Raw genomic sequence first — 17,222 nt, forward strand, 5'->3', positions numbered from 1 at the left:
GAGGGGTGGTTTTCCCCCGGGGGATTCTCGGGAAAACGTTGTGTCGCCGCGGCGTGCCGATCCATAGGTTGGTTTCATGCCTGCAGTCACCGAGACAGATGCCGTCGACACCGCACCGGTGGACGTACCCGAGTCGGCCGATGCTCCCCCGGCACCGCGCCGCCGAATGCTCGGCGTCCCGGCCAGCGCGTCGCTGCTCGTCGGAGGAGCCTTCGCGGTGGTCTGGTTCTGGATTCCGTTGGCCCTGTTGGTCATTGCGGTCTCGTCGATCCCGAGCATCATCGGATTCGTGATCGCCGGCGTGGCGTTCATCTACGTGATGCGCGGTGTCGACCGCGTCGAACGGGTGCGCTCCGAAGCCATCTTCGGTATGGGCATCGGGGTGCCCGCGCGCCGGTTGTCGCCCTACACCGGCTTCCAGCGGTGGGCCCATCAGCTGTGGCTGGACGTGAGCAGCGCCCGGTTCTGGAAATCGGCGGCCCACCACTACCTGCGGATGATCTACGACGCGTCGGTGACCGCCCTCGCCGTCGCACTGCTGGCGTTCGCTTTCCTGGCCCCCGCGGCCGCGATCGCCGTCGGGCACAGCGATCCCGACGCCGGATTGTCATTCCTGCCCACACCGCTGGCGTGGCTGCTGGCGCTGGTGGCGCTGGCCGCCGCCGTGGCGCTGGTGGTGTTCGCGCCGGTGCTCGACGCGACGATCGACCGTTGGCTGCTGCCGGCGTCGCCCACTGCGGCGCTGCAGCACGAGGTGAGCGCGTTGGCCGATGCGCGCCAGGGTGCGGTGACGTCGGCACAGACCGAACGGCACCGCATCGAACGCGACCTCCACGACAGCGTGCAGCCGCGACTGGTGTCGCTGGCCATGACGATCGGGCTGGCGCAGACGAAGCTCGACACCGATCTGCCCGCGGCCAAGGAGCTGATCGCCGAAGCGCACGACGACGCCAAGAGCGCGCTCGTGGAGTTGCGCAACGTGGTGCGCGGCATCGCGCCGACCATCCTGTCCGACCGCGGCCTCGACGCCGCCCTGTCGGCGGTGGTGCAGCGCGCGGCGAACTCAGGTGTTCCGACGACGCTGAGCGTGCACCTGCCGCGCCGGCTGCCCGAGGAGGTCGAGGCGTGCGCCTACTTCGTCGTCGCCGAGGCGCTGACGAACGTCAGCCGCCATTCGGGGGCCACCACCGCCGCGGTCACCGTGCGCCTCGACGAGACCGCTCAGCAGTTGCACGTCAGCGTGTTCGACGACGGGAGGGGCGGTGCGCGCGTCGTAGAGGACCACGGTGACGGGGAAGCCACCGGCCTGCGCGGACTCGACGAACGGGTGCGTGCGGCCCGCGGGACGTTCTCGGTGAGCAGCCCGGCCACCGGACCGACGATCGTCAGCGCGGTGCTGCCGTGCGCGTAGTGATCGCCGAGGATTCGGCCCTGCTGCGGGCCGGCATCGAACGGATCCTCACCGACGCCGGCCACCAGGTCGTCGCCGGGGTGCCCGATGCGACGAACCTGCTGCGCCTGGTCAACGACGAGCGCCCCGACCTGGCCATCCTTGATGTCCGGATGCCGCCGACATTCACCGACGAGGGCATCAGGGCCGCGGCGCTGCTGCGCAGCCAGAATCCGGAATCACCGGTGCTCGTGCTCTCCCATTACGTGGAGGAGCGGTATGCGGCCGACCTGATCGCCTCCGACACAAGGGGTTTCGGCTACCTGCTCAAGGACCGGGTGGCCGACGTGCCGGCATTCCTGGATGCGGTGCGGGTCGTCGGCTCGGGCGGGACGGTCCTCGACCCCGAGGTGGTGTCCCAGATCCTCGTGCGCTCGCACCGCCGCAACATCCTCCACGCGCTGACCCCCAGGGAACACGAAGTGCTGCAACTGATGGCCGAGGGCAAGACGAACTCGGCGATCGCCTCGGGCCTGCACATGTCGGTCGGCTCGGCCGAGAAACACATCGCCTCGATCTTCTCGAAACTGAACCTCGCGCCCGACGAGAGCGAGAACCGCCGCGTGCTCGCGGTGCTGCGCTACCTCGAATCCTGACGCCCGATTCCGCAATCCTGAAGGCCCGGAAAGGTACCCCGTGACCACCACCCTCGCTCCCGCACCCACCTCGCCGCCCCCACCGCTGTCCCCCGGCGGCCGCACGGCGGTCCGCGTGCTCCTCACCCTCGCCGCGGCGCTCATGATCGTCGGACTCGTCGTGTCGTTGAGCACCGCCGCGTGGGGAATCAGTTCCTTCCGCGTCGTGAAGGACTCCACCGCGCTGCCGGCCACCCTGACCTCGGTGACCGTGGACACCGGCTCGGTCCCGGTGGCGGTGCGCATCACCGCCGACCGCGAGGCCCGGGAACCCAGGGTGGACATGCGGATGGTGAACTCCGCCCGTGCCGGCGCCGATCCGCTGGCCGTCACCGCGGACGGCACCACCGCACGGGTCACCATCGACGCCGAGCCCTCGCAGTTCCTGCAGTGGGGCCGGGCCGGGGAGATCACCGTCGTCCTGCCTCCCGAGCTGGCCCGCCGCGTCTCGGTGACCACCGAGCAGGAGACGGGCGTGGTGTTCGCCCAGGCCGACATCGACCAGCTGACGGCCCGCACCGTCGACGGCGCCGTCATCCTCAGCGGCTCGGCACGGCGGATCGAGATCGTCAACCAGCACGGCGACGTCACGACGCGAGAGCCGATAGCGGTGAGCGAATCATTCAGTGCGACAACGACGAACGGTGACATCAGCGTCGACTTCGCCGAGCCCCCGCGGACAGTGGACGCCGCCACCGAACACGGTGACGTCGTCGTGTCGCTCCCCCCGCCGGGGCCCTACTACGTCGACGCGGTCACCGAGATGGACCAGGGCAACACCGTCGTCCGGGTCCCCCGCACGCGGGACCGCGACAACGCCGCATCGGTGATCACGGCACGCGCAGACACCGGCGATGTCGTCGTGAACGACCTGGACTGACCCGCCGTGTGGTCACGCCCCGGCGCTCACCGCGGCGATGATGTCGGCTGCGGACCCGCCACGGATCTTCGGGAAGCCCGTTCCGGCCCAGATGTTCACCGCGTCGGGGTCGCCGGCGCCGATCGAGGCCTTACGCACCGGGCTGGTCAGATAGTGCACCTCGGGGTAGCCGAGCGGCGCCTGCGCCTCGTGCTCGTCGATGAACCGGTTGCGCAGCCCACGGGCGTACCGTCCGGAAAAGGCTCTGGTGACCACGGTTTCGGTGTATTGGCCCTCGACCAGCGCGGCTCGGTGCACGGCGCTGCTGCCGGCCTCGTCGGCGAGCAGGAACGCGGTGCCCAGCTGCGCGGCGACCGCCCCGGCGTCACGGACGCGGCGGACGTCGTCGGCCGTCATCAGCCCGCCGGCGGCCACGACGGGGATGTCGAGGTGGGCGGTGAGCGCGCCGAGCAGGTCGTCGAGCGACTCGGTCGCCGGGTCGGCGGACGGGTCGAACGTGCCGCGGTGCCCGCCCGCCGACGGGCCCTGGGCGACGAGCACGTCGACGTCGATCGCGGCGGCGGCGCGTGCCTCAGCCAGGGTGGTGACCGTCGCCGCGACGGCGATGTCCGCCGCGCCCAGACGGCGCCGCTCGTCGGCGCTGGGCAGTCCGAAGGTGAACGAGGCGACGGCCGGGCGCAGATCGAGCAGCACCTCGATCTTGGCGGCCCAACCGTCGTCGTCGAACCTGGGCTCGCCGAGATTCACGCCGTACCGCTCGGACTCGGCGGCCAACGCACGGGCATACTCCTCGATCGCCGCCGGCGCGGCTGCACTGGGTTGCGGCACAAAGAGATTGGCGGCCACCGGCGAGGTGGTGAGCGCCTGGGCCCTGGACAGCGCGTCGGCGAACGCCTGCGCGGTGAGGTACCCGGCGGCGACGAATCCGAGCCCGCCTGCCGCTGAGCCGGCAGCTGCGAGCTCGGGGGTGGACGGACCGCCTGCCATCGGGGCGACGAGCACCGGTGCGCTGAGTTCACGAAGGTCGAACATCACGTGCCTTTCGTATCATTTTCCGTGGTCGTTCCTACTGGAACAGCGGACGCGGCCCGTTCTATCCTCGACGCGATGGCCATCACCCTCAACCACACCATCGTCGCCGCCCGGGACAAGCGAACGTCGGCGGAGTTTCTCACCGGCCTGTTCGGCCTGCCGAGCCCGAAACCCTTCGGGCCGTTCCTGGTGGTTGCCGTCGGCGAGGTCAGCCTCGACTACGCCGACGTCGGCGACGACGATGCGATCGCCCCGCAGCACTATGCGTTTCTGGTGTCCGAAGACGATTTCGATGCCATCTACGGCCGGATCCGCGAACGGGGATTGCCGCACTGGGCCGATCCCCGTGGCGCGCACCCCGGCGAGATCAACCACAACGACGGCGGCCGTGGCGTGTACTTCCAGGACCCGGGCGGGCATTACCTGGAGATTCTCACCCGCCCGTACGGATCGGGCTCCTAGCTGACCGAGTGGCCGCGCGCCTCTTCCTGGCCTCGGTAGTCGTCGGCCATGACCCGGACATGGTCGGGCAGCTCACCGAGGGCGACATCGGCGAGGCTGGTCTGTTCGAGGACCGAGCGCATGCTCGCGCGCAGGGCGCGCCAGACGTCGGTGAGAGCGGTGGTGGGCCCCGTGTACGGCAAGTCGCCCAGACCGATGTCGCGCACGCTCGCCAGCGGGCCGTCGATACAGCGCAACACATCGGCGATGCTGATGTCCGCGGCAGGCCGGGCCAGCTCGTAGCCGCCGTCACGTCCCCGGTGACTGCGCACAAGCCGATCGGTGCGCAGGTCCGACAGGATGTCGACGAGGAACTGGGCCGGAATGCCCTGAGCTTTCGCCAGGTCTTCGGTCTTGACCAGCGCACCGTCGTCGACGGTCGCGAGCTGGACCATCGCGCGGACGGCGTACTCCGCCTTCGCCGACATCCGCATGGGGCCAGGCTAGCCGGGAATGTCCTCCTGGCCGGGCACCACCACGGCGAACAGGTCGGCGACCGCGGCCAGGCTGGCGTTGTGCAGGGCCCGGGCGGGCACCGCGTCGCCGTCGAGTCCGGGCAGAGTCCGGGTGGCCGTCGCGGCGGCGACCACGGTCGGCGCGTACCCGAGGTTGAACGCGCCGCGGGCGGTGGAGTTCACGCACATGTGCGTCATGAACCCCGCCAGCACCAGATTCGACGCTCCGGATGACTTCAGGATGTCGTCGAGATCGGTGTTGACGAACGCGTTCGGATAGTTCTTGACGACGACGGGCTCCCCGTTGCGGGGGGCGACGCGGTCGACGATGGCCCCGCTCTCCCCCTCGATGTCGTAGAGCGAGCCGGGTCCGTCGTCGTGCTGGATGTGGACGACCGGGATGCCCGCGGTGCGGGCCCGATCGAGCAGCGTGGCGGCTTCGTCGAGCGCCTGCTGCACTCCGTCGAGTTCCATCACGCCTCGGGTGTAGGTGTTCTGGCAGTCGATCAGCACGAGCGCGGAATCGGCGAGGCTCACCGGGGCGAGGGGCAGGCCGGCCAGCGCCCGCAGGGTGGTGGGATCAGACACGCTCGCAGCCTAACCGTGCGTGGACCGGCGCGGATTTACCGGTCGGCACCCCTGCCCGCGGCCCCTAGACTCGATCGGGTGAGGGCGCGACTCATCATGCTTGCCGTGGCGGTCATCGTGATACCGGCCTTCGCGCTCATCATGACCTTGACGGACCGGGACTCTGAGCCCGAGCAGTTGACCGCGGACTGTGCACAGGTCGACACCGCGCTGCGCATCGCGGTTCCCGCCCGCGCGGAGACGGTCGCGGCCATGCCGGGCACGTCGCGGGACCCCGCCGAGTCCGCTCGATCTGCCGCCGCTGAGGCGAAGGTGGCCGACGACATCCGGGCAGTGGCCGCCACCATCGAATCCCCCGCGCTGCGCGCCGACGTCGACGAGATCGCCGACGATTTCGACGCGTTCAGCCAAAGCCGCAGGGATGCAGCGGATCTGAACGCCTTGCCGGACAAGGAATTCATGGGCGCACTCGACGGCATGATGACCACCGTCGGCGAACTCGTCAAAGCCTGCCCGGGTGTCGGAGACCCCGCGGTCAGCGGGCAGTGACGGCCAGCACCGCGTCAGCGAGTTCAGGGCGGCACACGATCAGATCGGGGAGCTTCGAGTCCCGCTGGTTGTAGACCAGCGGTGAGCCGTCGATGCGGGACGTGTGCAGACCTGCCGCCCGCGCGACGGCCACGGGGGCGGCCGAATCCCACTCGTACTGGCCGCCCGCATGCACGTAGACATCCGAGATCCCCTGCACGACCGACGCCACTTTGGCTCCGGCGGAACCCATTTCGACGAGTTCACCACCGAGCGCGTCCTTGACCTCCAGCGCGACGGCCGGCGGTCGGGTCCGCGACACCACGACGCGCGGCGCACCCGGGGCCGCTGGGGGCACCGGCACCGTCGGCGTGGCGAGTGTGACCCCCTGTGCAGGCAGCGCGACCGCACCGGCGACGAGCTCACCGCCTTCCCAGAGCGCCACGTGCACGGCCCAGTCCGTGCGGCCCAGTTCGGAGAACTCTCGTGTCCCGTCGAGTGGGTCGACGATCCAGACGCGCCGGGCCGACAACCGCACCGGGTCATCGACACCTTCCTCCGACAGAACGGCGTCGTCGGGTCGCTGCTCGGTCAGGGCCGCGAGCAGGAAGTCGTGGGACCTCTGGTCGCCCGCGGCCTTGCGGTCCTGCGCACTCGCCTCGGCGAGTTCGGCCCGCACGTCGAGCAGGAGCGCGCCGGCCTCGGTGGCCAGTCGCGCCGCCAGCTCGTGATCGCTCATCGGCCCCGGCTTTCCAGCAGTGCGATCACGGCCTCGGCGTGCTCGTCGGGCGTGCGGTCCGGCGTCAGTCGCAGGTCCGGGTTCTTGGGCCGCTGGTAGGGGCTGTCGATACCGGTGAAATGCGTGATCTCGCCCGCGCGGGCCTTGGCGTACAAGCCCTTCGGGTCGCGACTCTCGCAATCCTCGAGCGGGGTGTCACAGAACACCTCGAAGAAGTCGAGACCCTGCTCGTTGGCCACCTTGCGGGCCAGCTCACGATGCTCGGCCAGCGGGCTGATCGCCGGGACGAGAACCACCTGACCGGAGTCGGCCAGGATCGACGCGACGTAGGCGAGCCGGCGCTGGTTCTCGGCACGGTCGTCCATCGAGAACCCGAGGTCGGCGTTGAGCCCGTGGCGCAGGTTGTCGCCATCGAGAACGTAGGCGGGAACACCCTTTTCGAGCAGCTTCTGCTCGACGAGCATCGCCACCGACGATTTGCCCGACCCCGACAGACCGGTGAACCACACCGTCCGGCCCTTGGTGAGGCGGTCCTCCGACGTGCACAGCGACTCGTGCCGCACCGTGTTGGGGCTCGATGTGCGCGCTGAGACGTACGGCAGAATCATGCCCGCCGCGACGGTGCTGTTGGTGTTCGGATCGATCAGGATGAACGAACCCGTAGCGGCGTTGCGGCTGTACTCGTCGAGCAACAGCGGCACCTGGCTCCGTAGCGAGATACGGCCCAGCTCATTGAGTTTCAGTGCCGTCGCTGTCTTGTCGCGGTGCAGCGTGTTGACGTCGAGGCGGTAGTCCAGGCCGGTCACCTTCACGCGGGTGGTCCGCGTGGTGTGCTTGATGATGTAGTCGCGGCCCGGTTCCAGCGATTCGGCGTCGGCCATCCAGCAGACCGTCGCGTCGAAATCCTGGGCCACACGCGGCTGGTTGTTGGGCCGCGCGATCATGTCGCCGCGGGAGATGTCGATGTCGTCGGCGAGGCTGATCGACACCGCCATCGGCGGGAACGCTTCCTTGACCGGCCCACCGGGTCCTTCGATCTCGGTGATGCGCGACGTCAGGCCTGCGGGCAGGACCGTCACCTCGTCGCCGGGACGCATCACGCCGCTGGCCACAGTCCCCGCGTAGCTGCGGTGGTCGGCATGTTCGCGGGTCTGCGGCCGGATCACGTACTGCACCGGGAACCGGACGTCGACGAGGTTGCGGTCCCCGGCGATGTAGACCTCTTCGAGGTGGGCCAGCAGCGACGGTCCCTCGTACCACGGGGTGACGTCGGACTTGGTCACCACGTTGTCGCCGTTGAGCGCCGAGAGCGGGATCGTCGTGACGTCGTGCACGTCCAGACGGGCGGCGAAGTCGTGGAAGTCGTCGCGGATGCTCTCGAACCGCTCCCTGTCCCAGTCGATCAGGTCCATCTTGTTCACGGCGAGCACGATGTGCTGGATGCCCAGCAGCGACGCCAGGAACGCATGCCGGCGGGACTGCTCGAGCAGCCCGTGGCGGGCGTCGACGAGCACGATCGCCAGCTGCGCGGTCGACGTGCCGGTGACCATGTTGCGGGTGTACTGGATGTGGCCCGGCGTGTCGGCGATGATGAATTTCCGCTTGGCCGTGGCGAAGTAGCGGTAAGCGACATCGATGGTGATGCCCTGCTCGCGCTCCGCGCGCAGACCGTCGGTGACCAGTGCGAGGTCGGTGTAGTCGTTGCCGCGCTCCTTGGAGGTGCGCTCGACGGCGGCCAGCTGGTCTTCCATCACGGCCTTGGAGTCGTAGAGCAGCCGGCCGATCAGGGTGGACTTGCCGTCATCGACCGAACCGGCGGTCGCGATGCGCAGAAGTGTGGTCGACGAACCCATCAGAAGTACCCCTCACGCTTGCGATCTTCCATGCCCGCCTCAGAGATCCGGTCGTCGGCGCGGGTGGCGCCGCGCTCGGTGAGCCGCGAGATCGCGGTCTCGGCGATGACCTCCGACACCGTCGCCGCGGTGGACTCCACGCAGCCCGTACACGTCACGTCACCGACGGTGCGGAACCGCACGGTCTTCTCGATGATCGGCTCGTCCTTGCGCGGCTGCAGGAACTTGTGCACCGCCAGCAGCATGCCGTCGCGTTCGAAGACCTTGCGCTGGTGTGCGTAGTAGATGGACGGCAGCGCGATCTTCTCGGCCCCGATGTAGGACCAGATGTCGAATTCGGTCCAGTTCGACAGCGGGAAGGCGCGGATGTGCTCGCCCTTGCGGTGCCTGCCGTTGTACAGGGTCCACAGCTCGGGTCGCTGGTTCTTCGGATCCCACTGGCCGAATTCGTCGCGGAAGCTGAACACCCGCTCCTTGGCTCGCGCCTTCTCCTCGTCCCGGCGGGCGCCGCCGAAGGCCGCGTCGAACTTGTTCTCCCGGATCGCGCGCAGCAGCGTGAACGTCTGCATCGGGTTGCGCGACGGGATGGTCTCCACCACGCGCCCTGCGTCGATGTCGTCCTGCACCTTCGCGACGACCAGGCGCACGCCGGACTCGGCGACCAGGTCGTCGCGGGCCTGCAGCACCTCGTCGAAGTTGTGCCCGGTGTCGACGTGCATCACGGGGAACGGCAGCCGTCCCGGCCGGAAGGCCTTGATGGCCAGGTGCAGCATCACGATGGAGTCCTTGCCGCCGGAGAACAGCAGCACCGGCCGCTCGAACTCCGCGGCCACCTCCCTGATGATGTGGATCGCCTCGGCCTCCAGCGCACGGAGGTGGCTCAGCTCGTAGCGCCCCGCGTTCTGCGTGAGCTCATCGGTCGCGGTCATCATTCCTCGTAAAGTTGGTAGATTTGACCATCTTTATGGCCATAACCCGGAATTGTGCCGGATGTCCTTTCCGGCTGTCAACGTTCTGGCCGGGACTGGACGTGCAGGCGCCCGCACGTCCAGTCCCGGCGCGTTCAGTCCTGCAGGTCGTACACGGTCGCCCCGCCGATGTCGGCCGGGGTGTAGTTCTGCTCCACCCACGCTGTGATCTCGGCGGCCGATCCCGAGTCCCCGCCCGGGCCGCGATGGCCGCCGGCGATGAAGTACCGGACCTGACCGCCGGCGACGTACTCCTGGAACTGCGGCAGGGTCGGTGAATCGTCGCCACCGCTGAACCCGCCGATCGCCATGACCGAAGCACCGGTCTGCAACTCCAGGTCGCCGGCGGTCATGGATCCGACGGCCGCAGCGGCCCAGCGGTTGTCGGCCGCCGACACGAGCTCCTGCAGCGCGGCGTTGTCGGACACCGAACCCTCGGCCCCACCGATTCCACCCGGGCCGACCGGAGCGTCCAGGCCGCTCGGGCCGCCGAAACCGCCCGGGCCCATGTCGGTGCGTGCCGGGCCCGACACCGCCATCGGGCCGTTGTGGGGGTGCAGCGCGGTCTCGATCGCGTAGGCGGCGGGGGCTGCGGCACCCACGACGAGCGCCACGGCGGCCGCAGCGGCGGCGGCCCGTCCCAACCGGTGCGCCCCCACCGCGAGGACCGCGGCCACGACCACCGATGCGGTGACGACGGTCCAGCGCAACCACGGCAGCCAGTCGGGCGTGCGGTCGAGCAGGATGAACGCCCACACGCCTGTTGCCGCCATCATCAGCGCAAGTACCGCGCGCGGCCCCACATGGGTTCGGCCACGCCACATTTGGACCGCACTGATCCCGAGCAGCGCGGCGATGCCCGGCGCCAGGGCGACGGTGTAGTACGGGTGGATGATGCCGTCCATGACGCTGAACACGGCTCCGGTCACGAGCACCCAGCCGCCCCACAGCAGCAGGCTTGCCCGCACCGCACCGGTGCGGGGCGCGCGACGGGTGAACCACAGCCCCGCCGCCAGCCCGATCAGGGCCGCGGGCAGCAGCCATGACGCCTCCGTGCCCATCGACGCGCCGAAGAGCCTGCCGATGCCGGGGTCGCCTCCGAAGAACAGGTTCGCCCCCGCCGGGCCACCCGAACGGCCACCGGGGCCGCCCTGTCCACCCGGGCCGCTGTCTCCGCCCATGACACGCTGAATTCCGTTGTAGCCCAGCGCCAGCTGCAGCAGGCTGTTGTCGGTGGAACCGCCGATGTAGGGGCGCGAACCGGCGGGCCACAAGCTCACGATCGCCAGGAACGAGCCCGCCGTGACGACCATCGCAAGCCCGCCGGCCAGCAGCCTGCCCAGGCGCTGCCACATCCCCACGGGCGCCGCGACGAGGAAGGCCAGCGCCAGGCCCGGGACGACGAGGAACGCCTGCAGCATCTTGGTCAGGAACGCCATCCCGAGCACCACCCCGACCAGGACGACCCAGCGGGTCCCGCCCGTCTGGATCGCCCGCACCATGAGGTAGGCCGCGACGACGAGCAGGAACACCAGAAGCGCATCGGGGTTGTTGTAGCGGAACATCAGCGCCGCCACCGGGGTCACGGCCAGCGCAGCACCGGCGATCAGGCCCGCGCCCGGACCGCTGACCCGCCGGACCGCGGCGACGAGCACCGCGACCGACGCCACCCCCATCAGCGCCTGCGGCAGCAGCATCGTGAACGGGCTGAACCCGAACATCCGGCCTGACAGCGCCATCAGCCACAGCGCGGCGGGCGGCTTGTCGACGGTGATCGCGTTGCCGGCGTCCAGGGATCCGAACAACCACGCCTTCCAGTCCTGGGTGCCCGCCTGCGCCGCGGCCGCGTAGTACTGGTTGGCCCAGCCCGACGACCCCAGCCCCCAGAAATACAGTGCGGCAGTGGCGGCCAGCAGCGCCGCCAGCGCGGGCCTCACCCAGCGCGGTCGTTCTGTGACGACGGGCCGGGAATTCCGAATCGGTGTCGCGGACGTGTGGGCGAGGGCGGTCATCGGAGGTTTCCTTCGGTGGTGGAGCGGCGAGGGTGGAACACCCAGCCGCGGAGCAGAACGAAACGCACCACGGTCGCGAGCAGGTTCGCCCCGACGAGTACCGCGAGTTCGACCATGTGGTGCGGGGATTCGGCGGTGGCGTGCAGGAGCGCGAGGGCCCCGCTGGTGATGGCGAGTGCGATGCCGAAGACGATCAGGCCCTCGACGTGGTGGCGCGCCAGGCGGGCCCGCCCGGCGACGCCGAAGGTGAAGCGCCGGTTGGCGGCCGTGTTGCCCACCGCGGTCAGGAGCAGCGCGACGAGGTTCGCCAGCTGTGCGCCCGCCCACCCCTGCAGGAGCATGAAGAGACAGATGTAGGCAGCGGTGGACGCGACCCCGACAGCGCCGAACCGGACGACCTGTCGGAGCAGTGAGCGGGGCGCGCTGACGTCGGCCGTCGGCGCCAGCTGCGCCGCGATGGCGTGTACCGGGATAGTCCCGGTGGCGAAACCTCGGAGCAGCCGGCCGATTCCTTTCAGGTCCGCCGCAGCGGTGGCAGCGATGTCGACGCGGCTGTCGGGGTCGTCGACCCAGTCCACCGGCACCTCGTGGATGCGCAGCCCGCTGCGCTCGGCGAGGACGAGCAACTCGGTGTCGAAGAACCAGCCGGTGTCCGCGACGTGAGGCAGGAGCCGGGCGGCGACGTCGGCGCGGATCGCCTTGAATCCGCACTGGGCGTCGGAGAACCGCGCGGAGAGCGTGGATCGGAGGATCAGGTTGTAGCAGCGGGAGATGATCTCCCGCTTGGGTCCACGCCGGACCCGCGCTCCGTGGGCGAGCCGCGTGCCGATGGCCAGATCGGAGTGGCCCGAGATCAGCGGTGCGACAAGGGGTGCGAGGGCTGCGAGGTCGGTCGACAGGTCCACATCCATGTAGACCAGCACGGCGGCGTCCGATCCGGTCCAGACGTGGTGCAGGGCGCGGCCGCGGCCCTTCTGCTCCAATCGGACCACCCGCACATCGGCCATCTCGGCGGCGAGCTGTGTCGCAATGACCGGGGTGGCGTCGACGCTGGCGTTGTCGGCGATCGTGATGCGTGCGCGGAACGGCACCGACTCGCTGAGATAGCGGTGCAGTCGACGTACCGAGGCGGCCAGCGCGGTCTGTTCGTTGTAGACGGGAATCACCACGTCGAGCACTGGCGCACCCGTGTCACGCGCCGCTCTGGCCACGTCAGGGCGCGCCTCGAAAGGGCGCCTGCCACAACCGAATCGGGGGCCCAGGACGGTGTCTGTCATGTCATCCATGCTGCGGGGCTCAGGTGTGCTCATCGTGGGCCGGAGCTATGTGCCGGCTGTGAGGTGGTGAGCGGCTTAGTCAGGTCGTAGACGACCGTCCCGTCGACGGTCAGCTCCGGGTAGCGCGCCTCGACCCACTCGCGGATGGCCGCGGAGTCCCGGGTGATGTCACCGCTCTGATGCCCCATCATCACGGCCGGTCCCACGATGAAGTAGTGGATGCGCCCCTCGTGGACGGTACGGATGAACTCGTCCGGGGTCGGCGACGGATCGGTGCCGTTGAACCCGCCCACCGCCATCACCGGCGCCCCGGTGGCCAGCTGATAGCCGGCCGCGTTGTTGGACCCGACGACTGCTGCGGTCCAGGTGAAGTCATCGGCATTCGCGGTCAGCAGCGCGATCAGATCGGGGTGCGGCGTGGGCGCGCTGAGCAGCCCGCCACCCCTGAAGCCGCCGCTGCGGGCCGGACCCACCGACGGAAGGGCGCCGGTGTGCGGGGACGCGGCCGTGGCCAGCGAGATCGCTGTCGGCGCGGCCAGGCACGACACCGCCGCCAGGGCGGCAGCACACCGGGCCGCCCGCTCCGGCAGCCTGCCCGCGACGACGAGCAGGACCGCCGCGCCCACTCCCCCGACGGCGACGGCGCCCCGCAGCCACGGTGCCCACTCGCCGAAGCGGGTCAGCAGGACCGCGGCCAGGATCGCGGTCACCGCCACGGTCGCCGACAGGGCCGCCGCGGCACGAAGGTCGGCTCGCCGCCGCCACAGCAACGTGGCACCGACGGCCGCGCCGGCCGCGACGGCGGGTGCCAGCGCGACGGTGTAGTACGGGTGCACGATCCCGTTCATATAGCTGAAGACCACTGCGGTGACGAGCAGCCAGCCGCCCCACAGGATGAGTGCGGCCCGCGTGGCGTCGGTGCGCGGCGCACGGCGGGTCAGGACCAGACCGGCGGTCAGGCAGATCACCGCCGCCGGCAACAGCCAGGCGATGTCCGATCCCATTCCGAAGCCGAACAGTCTGGCCCAGCCGACGTCGTGGTTGAGGTTGCCCAGGCCGCCGGGCTCGTCGCCGGTGAGCCTGCCGATGCCGTTGTAGCCCAACGTCAGTTCCAGGATGCTGTTCGTCTGCGAACCGCCGATGTAGGGACGCGCATCCTTGGGCCACAGTTCGACCAGCGCCACGTACCAGCCCGCCGACAGCGCGACGGCCACCGCTGCGCCGACGAGGTCGACGGCCCGCCGCCGCAGTGGCCGGTGACCGGCAACCAGATAGGCGGTGGCGAATCCGGGCAGCACGAGCAGGGCCTGAAGCATCTTGGTCAGGAACCCCAACCCGACGGCGATGCCCGCCGCGAGGAGCCACCACCGGCTCGCGTCCTTCTCGCACGCGCGCTGGGTGCAGGAGGCGCCGACGACGAGGAGCAGCACCAACAGCGCGTCGGGGTTGTTGAAGCGGAACATCAACGCAGCCACGGGCGTCAGCGCCAGAACGGCACCGGCCAGGAGTCCGGCGCCCGCCCCACTCACGCGCCGTACCGCAGCGGCGAGGACCGCGACGGCGGCGACGCCCATCAACGCCTGGGGCACCAGGATGCTCCACGGGTTGACACCGAACAGCCGCGCCGAGAGGTCCATCACCCACAGCGCGGCCGGTGGCTTGTCGACGGTGATCGCGTTCGCGGCGTCGCTGGATCCGAAGAACATCGCGGACGCACTGTGCGACCCGGCCTGCACGGCCGCCGAGTAATACGCGTTCGCCCATCCGCTGGCGCCGAGATTCCACAGATACAGGCCCGCGGTCGCGACGAGCAGCACTGCCAGCGCGGCGGTCGAGGGCGAGCAGACGCGGACTCGCACGCCCGAGCGCTCGGGCGTGCGAGTTCGTGTCTGCTCGCGGGAGACAAGCAGGGTCACCCCACGATGATGGAGAGCCCCGCTAGGCGTCCGATTGGTCCGGACTGTGGCTGCGCTGTGAATCGGGGGGCAGGCGCACGGTGAACTCCGTTCGGCCCGGGACGCTGTGCAGGTCGATGGTCCCGCCGTGGGCCCGCACGACCGCGGCCACGATCGCCAGCCCCAGTCCGGTGCTGCCGCCGGGCCGAACCTGCGTGCTCTCCCCGAGGCGGGAGCGCGACGTGTCGCCGCGCGCGAACCGTTCGAACACGTCGGGCTGCAGCCAGGCCGGGATGCCGGGCCCGTCGTCGAGCACGCCGAGCACGACGTCTCCGTCGTCGGCTACGGCCAGCGAGGTCGTCACCGTCGTCCCGGCCGGAGTGTGCGTGCGCGCGTTGGCGAGCAGGTTGGCGAGCACCTGATGGAGCCGGGCTTCGTCACCGGGAACGGTCACGGGCGCCTCGGGCAGGTCGAGTTCCCACACGTGGTCCGGGCCTGCGATGTGGGCGTCGCTGACGGCGTCGACCACCAGGCGACTCAGATCGACGCTGTCGCGCTGCAGGGGGCGTCCGTCGTCGAGGCGGGCCAGCAGAAGCATGTCCTCGACCAGTTGGGTCATGCGGTGGGTCTCGGATTCGACACGGTTCATGGCGTGGGCGACGTCGTCGGGTAGCTGAGCCCGTTTCCGTTGCGCCAGTTCGGTGTAACCGCGGATGGCGGCCAGTGGCGTGCGCAGTTCGTGGCTGGCGTCGGCGACGAACTGCCGCACCCGCGTCTCGCTGGCGTGCCGCGCCGACAGCGCCCCGGCGATGCGGTCGAGCATGCGGTTGAGGGCCGACCCCAGCTGGCCCACCTCGGTGTGCGAGGCCGCCGGGTCGACCTCGACGATCGGGGTGGGCAGGCGTACCTCCCCGCGGTCGAGTTCGAGGTCGGCGACCTGCTGCGCGGCGGTGGAAACCCTTGCCAGCGGCGCGAGTTGGCGCCGCACGATGAGCACGCCGCCCGCACCCGCAGCCAGCAGGGCGACCGCGGCGACGGCGCAGAAGATCACCGCGACCCAGAACAGCGTGTCGTCGACGTCGGAGGTCGGCAGCCCCGCGACGACGTCCTCCCCGGGCAGGTGGGACGGGAACGCGACCACGCGGTAGCGGCCCAGGCCGGTGAGGTCGACGGTCTGAGGCGGGTCGCCGACCGCGACCGACGTCAGCTGCTGGGCGGCGGCCGCGGAGATCTCGGCGCGTGATCCGTCGGCGGTGATGATGCCCGCTTCGACGGCGCGGCCGTCGGCCACCACCGCACCGACGGTGAGGATGGCCTGGCCGGGGGCGTTGAGAAAGGCCGGGCCGGGTCCCTGGTCGTCGCGGATCATCATCCGGTGGCCGCGAGGCGGCGGAAACGGTAAGGCCGGCATCAGGGGCGGGCGGACTCCGGGCGGTACGGGGAGCGCGATGCCGGGCGGCGGGGGTGGGCCGAATTCGAAGATCACCGACGAGCGGCGGCCCGCCTCGATCACCTGTTCGTCGAGCTGGTTGATCAGAAACCGTTGCAGCGCATACTCGGTGGCGACACCGATGCCGGCGCAGACCACCGCCAGCAGCACCACCTGCGTGACGATCAGACGGGTGCGCAGCGACCAGCTGCGCGGGGAACGCAACGCCGACCGCGGCGCGTGCTCACCGCGGGGGTTTGAGGACATACCCGGCACCGCGCAGCGTGTGAATCATGGGCTCCCGCCCGCTGTCGATCTTCTTCCTCAGATACGACACGTACAGCTCCACGATGTTCGAGCGGCCACCGAAGTCGTAACTCCAGACGCGATCCAGGATCTGGGCCTTGCTGAGCACCCGTTTCGCGTTGCGCATCATGAAGCGGAGAAGTTCGAACTCCGTGGCGGTCAACGTGATCAACTCGCCGCCGCGGGTGACCTCGTGGCTGTCCTCGTCCAGTACGAGGTCTCCGACCACGATCTGCGCGCCGCCGGCCTCGGTGCTGACGCCGGTGCGGCGCAGGAGGGCACGCAACCGCAGCACGACCTCTTCGATGCTGAACGGCTTCGTCACGTAGTCGTCGCCGCCGGCGGTCAGACCGGCGATCCGGTCTTCGACCGAGTCCTTCGCGGTGAGCAGCAACAGCGGAAGGCCCGGTGTCTGCTCACGCAGTTTGCGCAGCACCTCCAGGCCGCTCATGTCGGGAAGCATCACGTCGAGCACCACGACGTCGGGTGGATTCTGTTTGGCGATCGCGATGGCCGAGGCGCCGTCCCCGGCGGTGGAGATGTCCCAGCCCTCGTACCGCAGCGCCATCGACACCAGCTCGGCCAGCACCGCCTCGTCGTCGACGACGAGCACATGGATCGGGCTACCGTCGGCCCGACGCATCACGACCCGGGTGTCCTCCGGGGTGCTCTGC

15 protein-coding genes and 1 pseudogene are annotated in these 17,222 nt (G+C 70.0%); 5 read left to right on the forward strand and 11 right to left on the reverse strand.

Annotated features, from left to right (window positions below):
- Window positions 1–76 precede the first annotated feature (76 nt).
- From FHR72_RS24055 to FHR72_RS24065, 3 genes are read left to right on the forward strand one after another with little or no spacing between them, the layout of a single operon-like run.
- Window positions 77–1,411, forward strand: a complete 1,335-nt coding sequence (locus FHR72_RS24055; RefSeq protein ID WP_183473297.1) for a sensor histidine kinase — start codon at window positions 77–79, stop codon at window positions 1,409–1,411.
- Window positions 1,402–2,046, forward strand: coding sequence for a response regulator transcription factor (locus tag FHR72_RS24060; RefSeq protein ID WP_183473300.1), 645 nt, complete (start codon window positions 1,402–1,404; stop codon window positions 2,044–2,046). The genes FHR72_RS24055 and FHR72_RS24060 overlap by 10 nt, the downstream gene beginning before the upstream one ends.
- A 40-nt stretch (window positions 2,047–2,086) precedes the next feature.
- Window positions 2,087–2,965, forward strand: coding sequence for a DUF4097 family beta strand repeat-containing protein (locus FHR72_RS24065; protein ID WP_183473303.1), 879 nt, complete (start codon window positions 2,087–2,089; stop codon window positions 2,963–2,965).
- A 12-nt stretch (window positions 2,966–2,977) separates the two neighbouring features.
- On the opposite strand, the gene FHR72_RS24070 is transcribed toward FHR72_RS24065, so the two are convergent.
- Entirely contained in the window at window positions 2,978–3,997 is a 1,020-nt protein-coding gene (locus tag FHR72_RS24070) for a nitronate monooxygenase (RefSeq protein ID WP_221194356.1), read from the reverse strand.
- Window positions 3,998–4,072: 75 nt separating this feature from the next.
- Here FHR72_RS24070 and FHR72_RS24075 point away from each other — a divergent pair, with 75 nt between their 5' ends.
- On the forward strand, window positions 4,073–4,459 hold the full coding sequence (locus tag FHR72_RS24075) for a VOC family protein (protein WP_183473309.1): 387 nt from the start codon (window positions 4,073–4,075) through the stop codon (window positions 4,457–4,459).
- Here FHR72_RS24075 and FHR72_RS24080 read toward each other — a convergent pair.
- Together FHR72_RS24080 and FHR72_RS24085 are read right to left on the reverse strand one after the other, a co-directional pair.
- The gene (locus FHR72_RS24080; RefSeq protein ID WP_183473312.1) at window positions 4,456–4,932 is read right to left on the reverse strand and encodes an Rrf2 family transcriptional regulator; all 477 of its coding nucleotides are present in this window, start codon (window positions 4,930–4,932) and stop codon (window positions 4,456–4,458) included. The genes FHR72_RS24075 and FHR72_RS24080 overlap by 4 nt on opposite strands.
- A 9-nt stretch (window positions 4,933–4,941) precedes the next feature.
- The gene (locus FHR72_RS24085) at window positions 4,942–5,541 is read right to left on the reverse strand and encodes a cysteine hydrolase family protein (RefSeq protein WP_183473315.1); all 600 of its coding nucleotides are present in this window, start codon (window positions 5,539–5,541) and stop codon (window positions 4,942–4,944) included.
- A 78-nt stretch (window positions 5,542–5,619) separates the two neighbouring features.
- Between FHR72_RS24085 and FHR72_RS24090 the strand changes: the two genes are divergently transcribed.
- Entirely contained in the window at window positions 5,620–6,090 is a 471-nt protein-coding gene (locus FHR72_RS24090) for a hypothetical protein (protein ID WP_183473317.1), read from the forward strand.
- Here FHR72_RS24090 and FHR72_RS24095 read toward each other — a convergent pair.
- The 8 genes and pseudogenes from FHR72_RS24095 to FHR72_RS24130 form a co-directional block, all read right to left on the reverse strand.
- Window positions 6,077–6,808, reverse strand: coding sequence for a 3'(2'),5'-bisphosphate nucleotidase CysQ (locus tag FHR72_RS24095; protein WP_183473319.1), 732 nt, complete (start codon window positions 6,806–6,808; stop codon window positions 6,077–6,079). The genes FHR72_RS24090 and FHR72_RS24095 overlap by 14 nt on opposite strands.
- Window positions 6,805–8,661: a sulfate adenylyltransferase subunit CysN gene (cysN, locus tag FHR72_RS24100; protein ID WP_183473321.1), complete on the reverse strand. Its 1,857-nt coding sequence runs from the start codon at window positions 8,659–8,661 to the stop codon at window positions 6,805–6,807. The genes FHR72_RS24095 and cysN overlap by 4 nt, the downstream gene beginning before the upstream one ends.
- Window positions 8,661–9,633: pseudogene (cysD, locus tag FHR72_RS24105) on the reverse strand (sulfate adenylyltransferase subunit CysD). The gene cysN and the pseudogene cysD overlap by 1 nt, the downstream one beginning before the upstream one ends.
- A 91-nt stretch (window positions 9,634–9,724) precedes the next feature.
- Window positions 9,725–11,641, reverse strand: a complete 1,917-nt coding sequence (locus FHR72_RS24110) for an ArnT family glycosyltransferase (protein WP_183473325.1) — start codon at window positions 11,639–11,641, stop codon at window positions 9,725–9,727.
- A complete protein-coding gene (locus FHR72_RS24115; protein WP_183473327.1) occupies window positions 11,638–12,918 on the reverse strand; it encodes a bifunctional glycosyltransferase family 2/GtrA family protein in 1,281 nt (426 codons plus the stop codon). The genes FHR72_RS24110 and FHR72_RS24115 overlap by 4 nt, the downstream gene beginning before the upstream one ends.
- 29 nt (window positions 12,919–12,947) lie before the next feature.
- Complete coding sequence (locus FHR72_RS24120) at window positions 12,948–14,834, reverse strand: ArnT family glycosyltransferase (RefSeq protein ID WP_183473330.1); 1,887 nt, start codon at window positions 14,832–14,834, stop codon at window positions 12,948–12,950.
- A gap of 22 nt (window positions 14,835–14,856) precedes the next feature.
- A complete protein-coding gene (locus FHR72_RS24125) occupies window positions 14,857–16,509 on the reverse strand; it encodes a sensor histidine kinase (RefSeq protein ID WP_183473333.1) in 1,653 nt (550 codons plus the stop codon).
- Entirely contained in the window at window positions 16,487–17,191 is a 705-nt protein-coding gene (locus FHR72_RS24130; protein ID WP_183473418.1) for a response regulator transcription factor, read from the reverse strand. Before FHR72_RS24130 ends, FHR72_RS24125 begins: the two co-directional genes overlap by 23 nt.
- Window positions 17,192–17,222: the final 31 nt, after the last annotated feature.

This window comes from Mycolicibacterium iranicum (assembly GCF_014190915.1).
Taxonomy (GTDB): domain Bacteria; phylum Actinomycetota; class Actinomycetes; order Mycobacteriales; family Mycobacteriaceae; genus Mycobacterium; species Mycobacterium iranicum_B.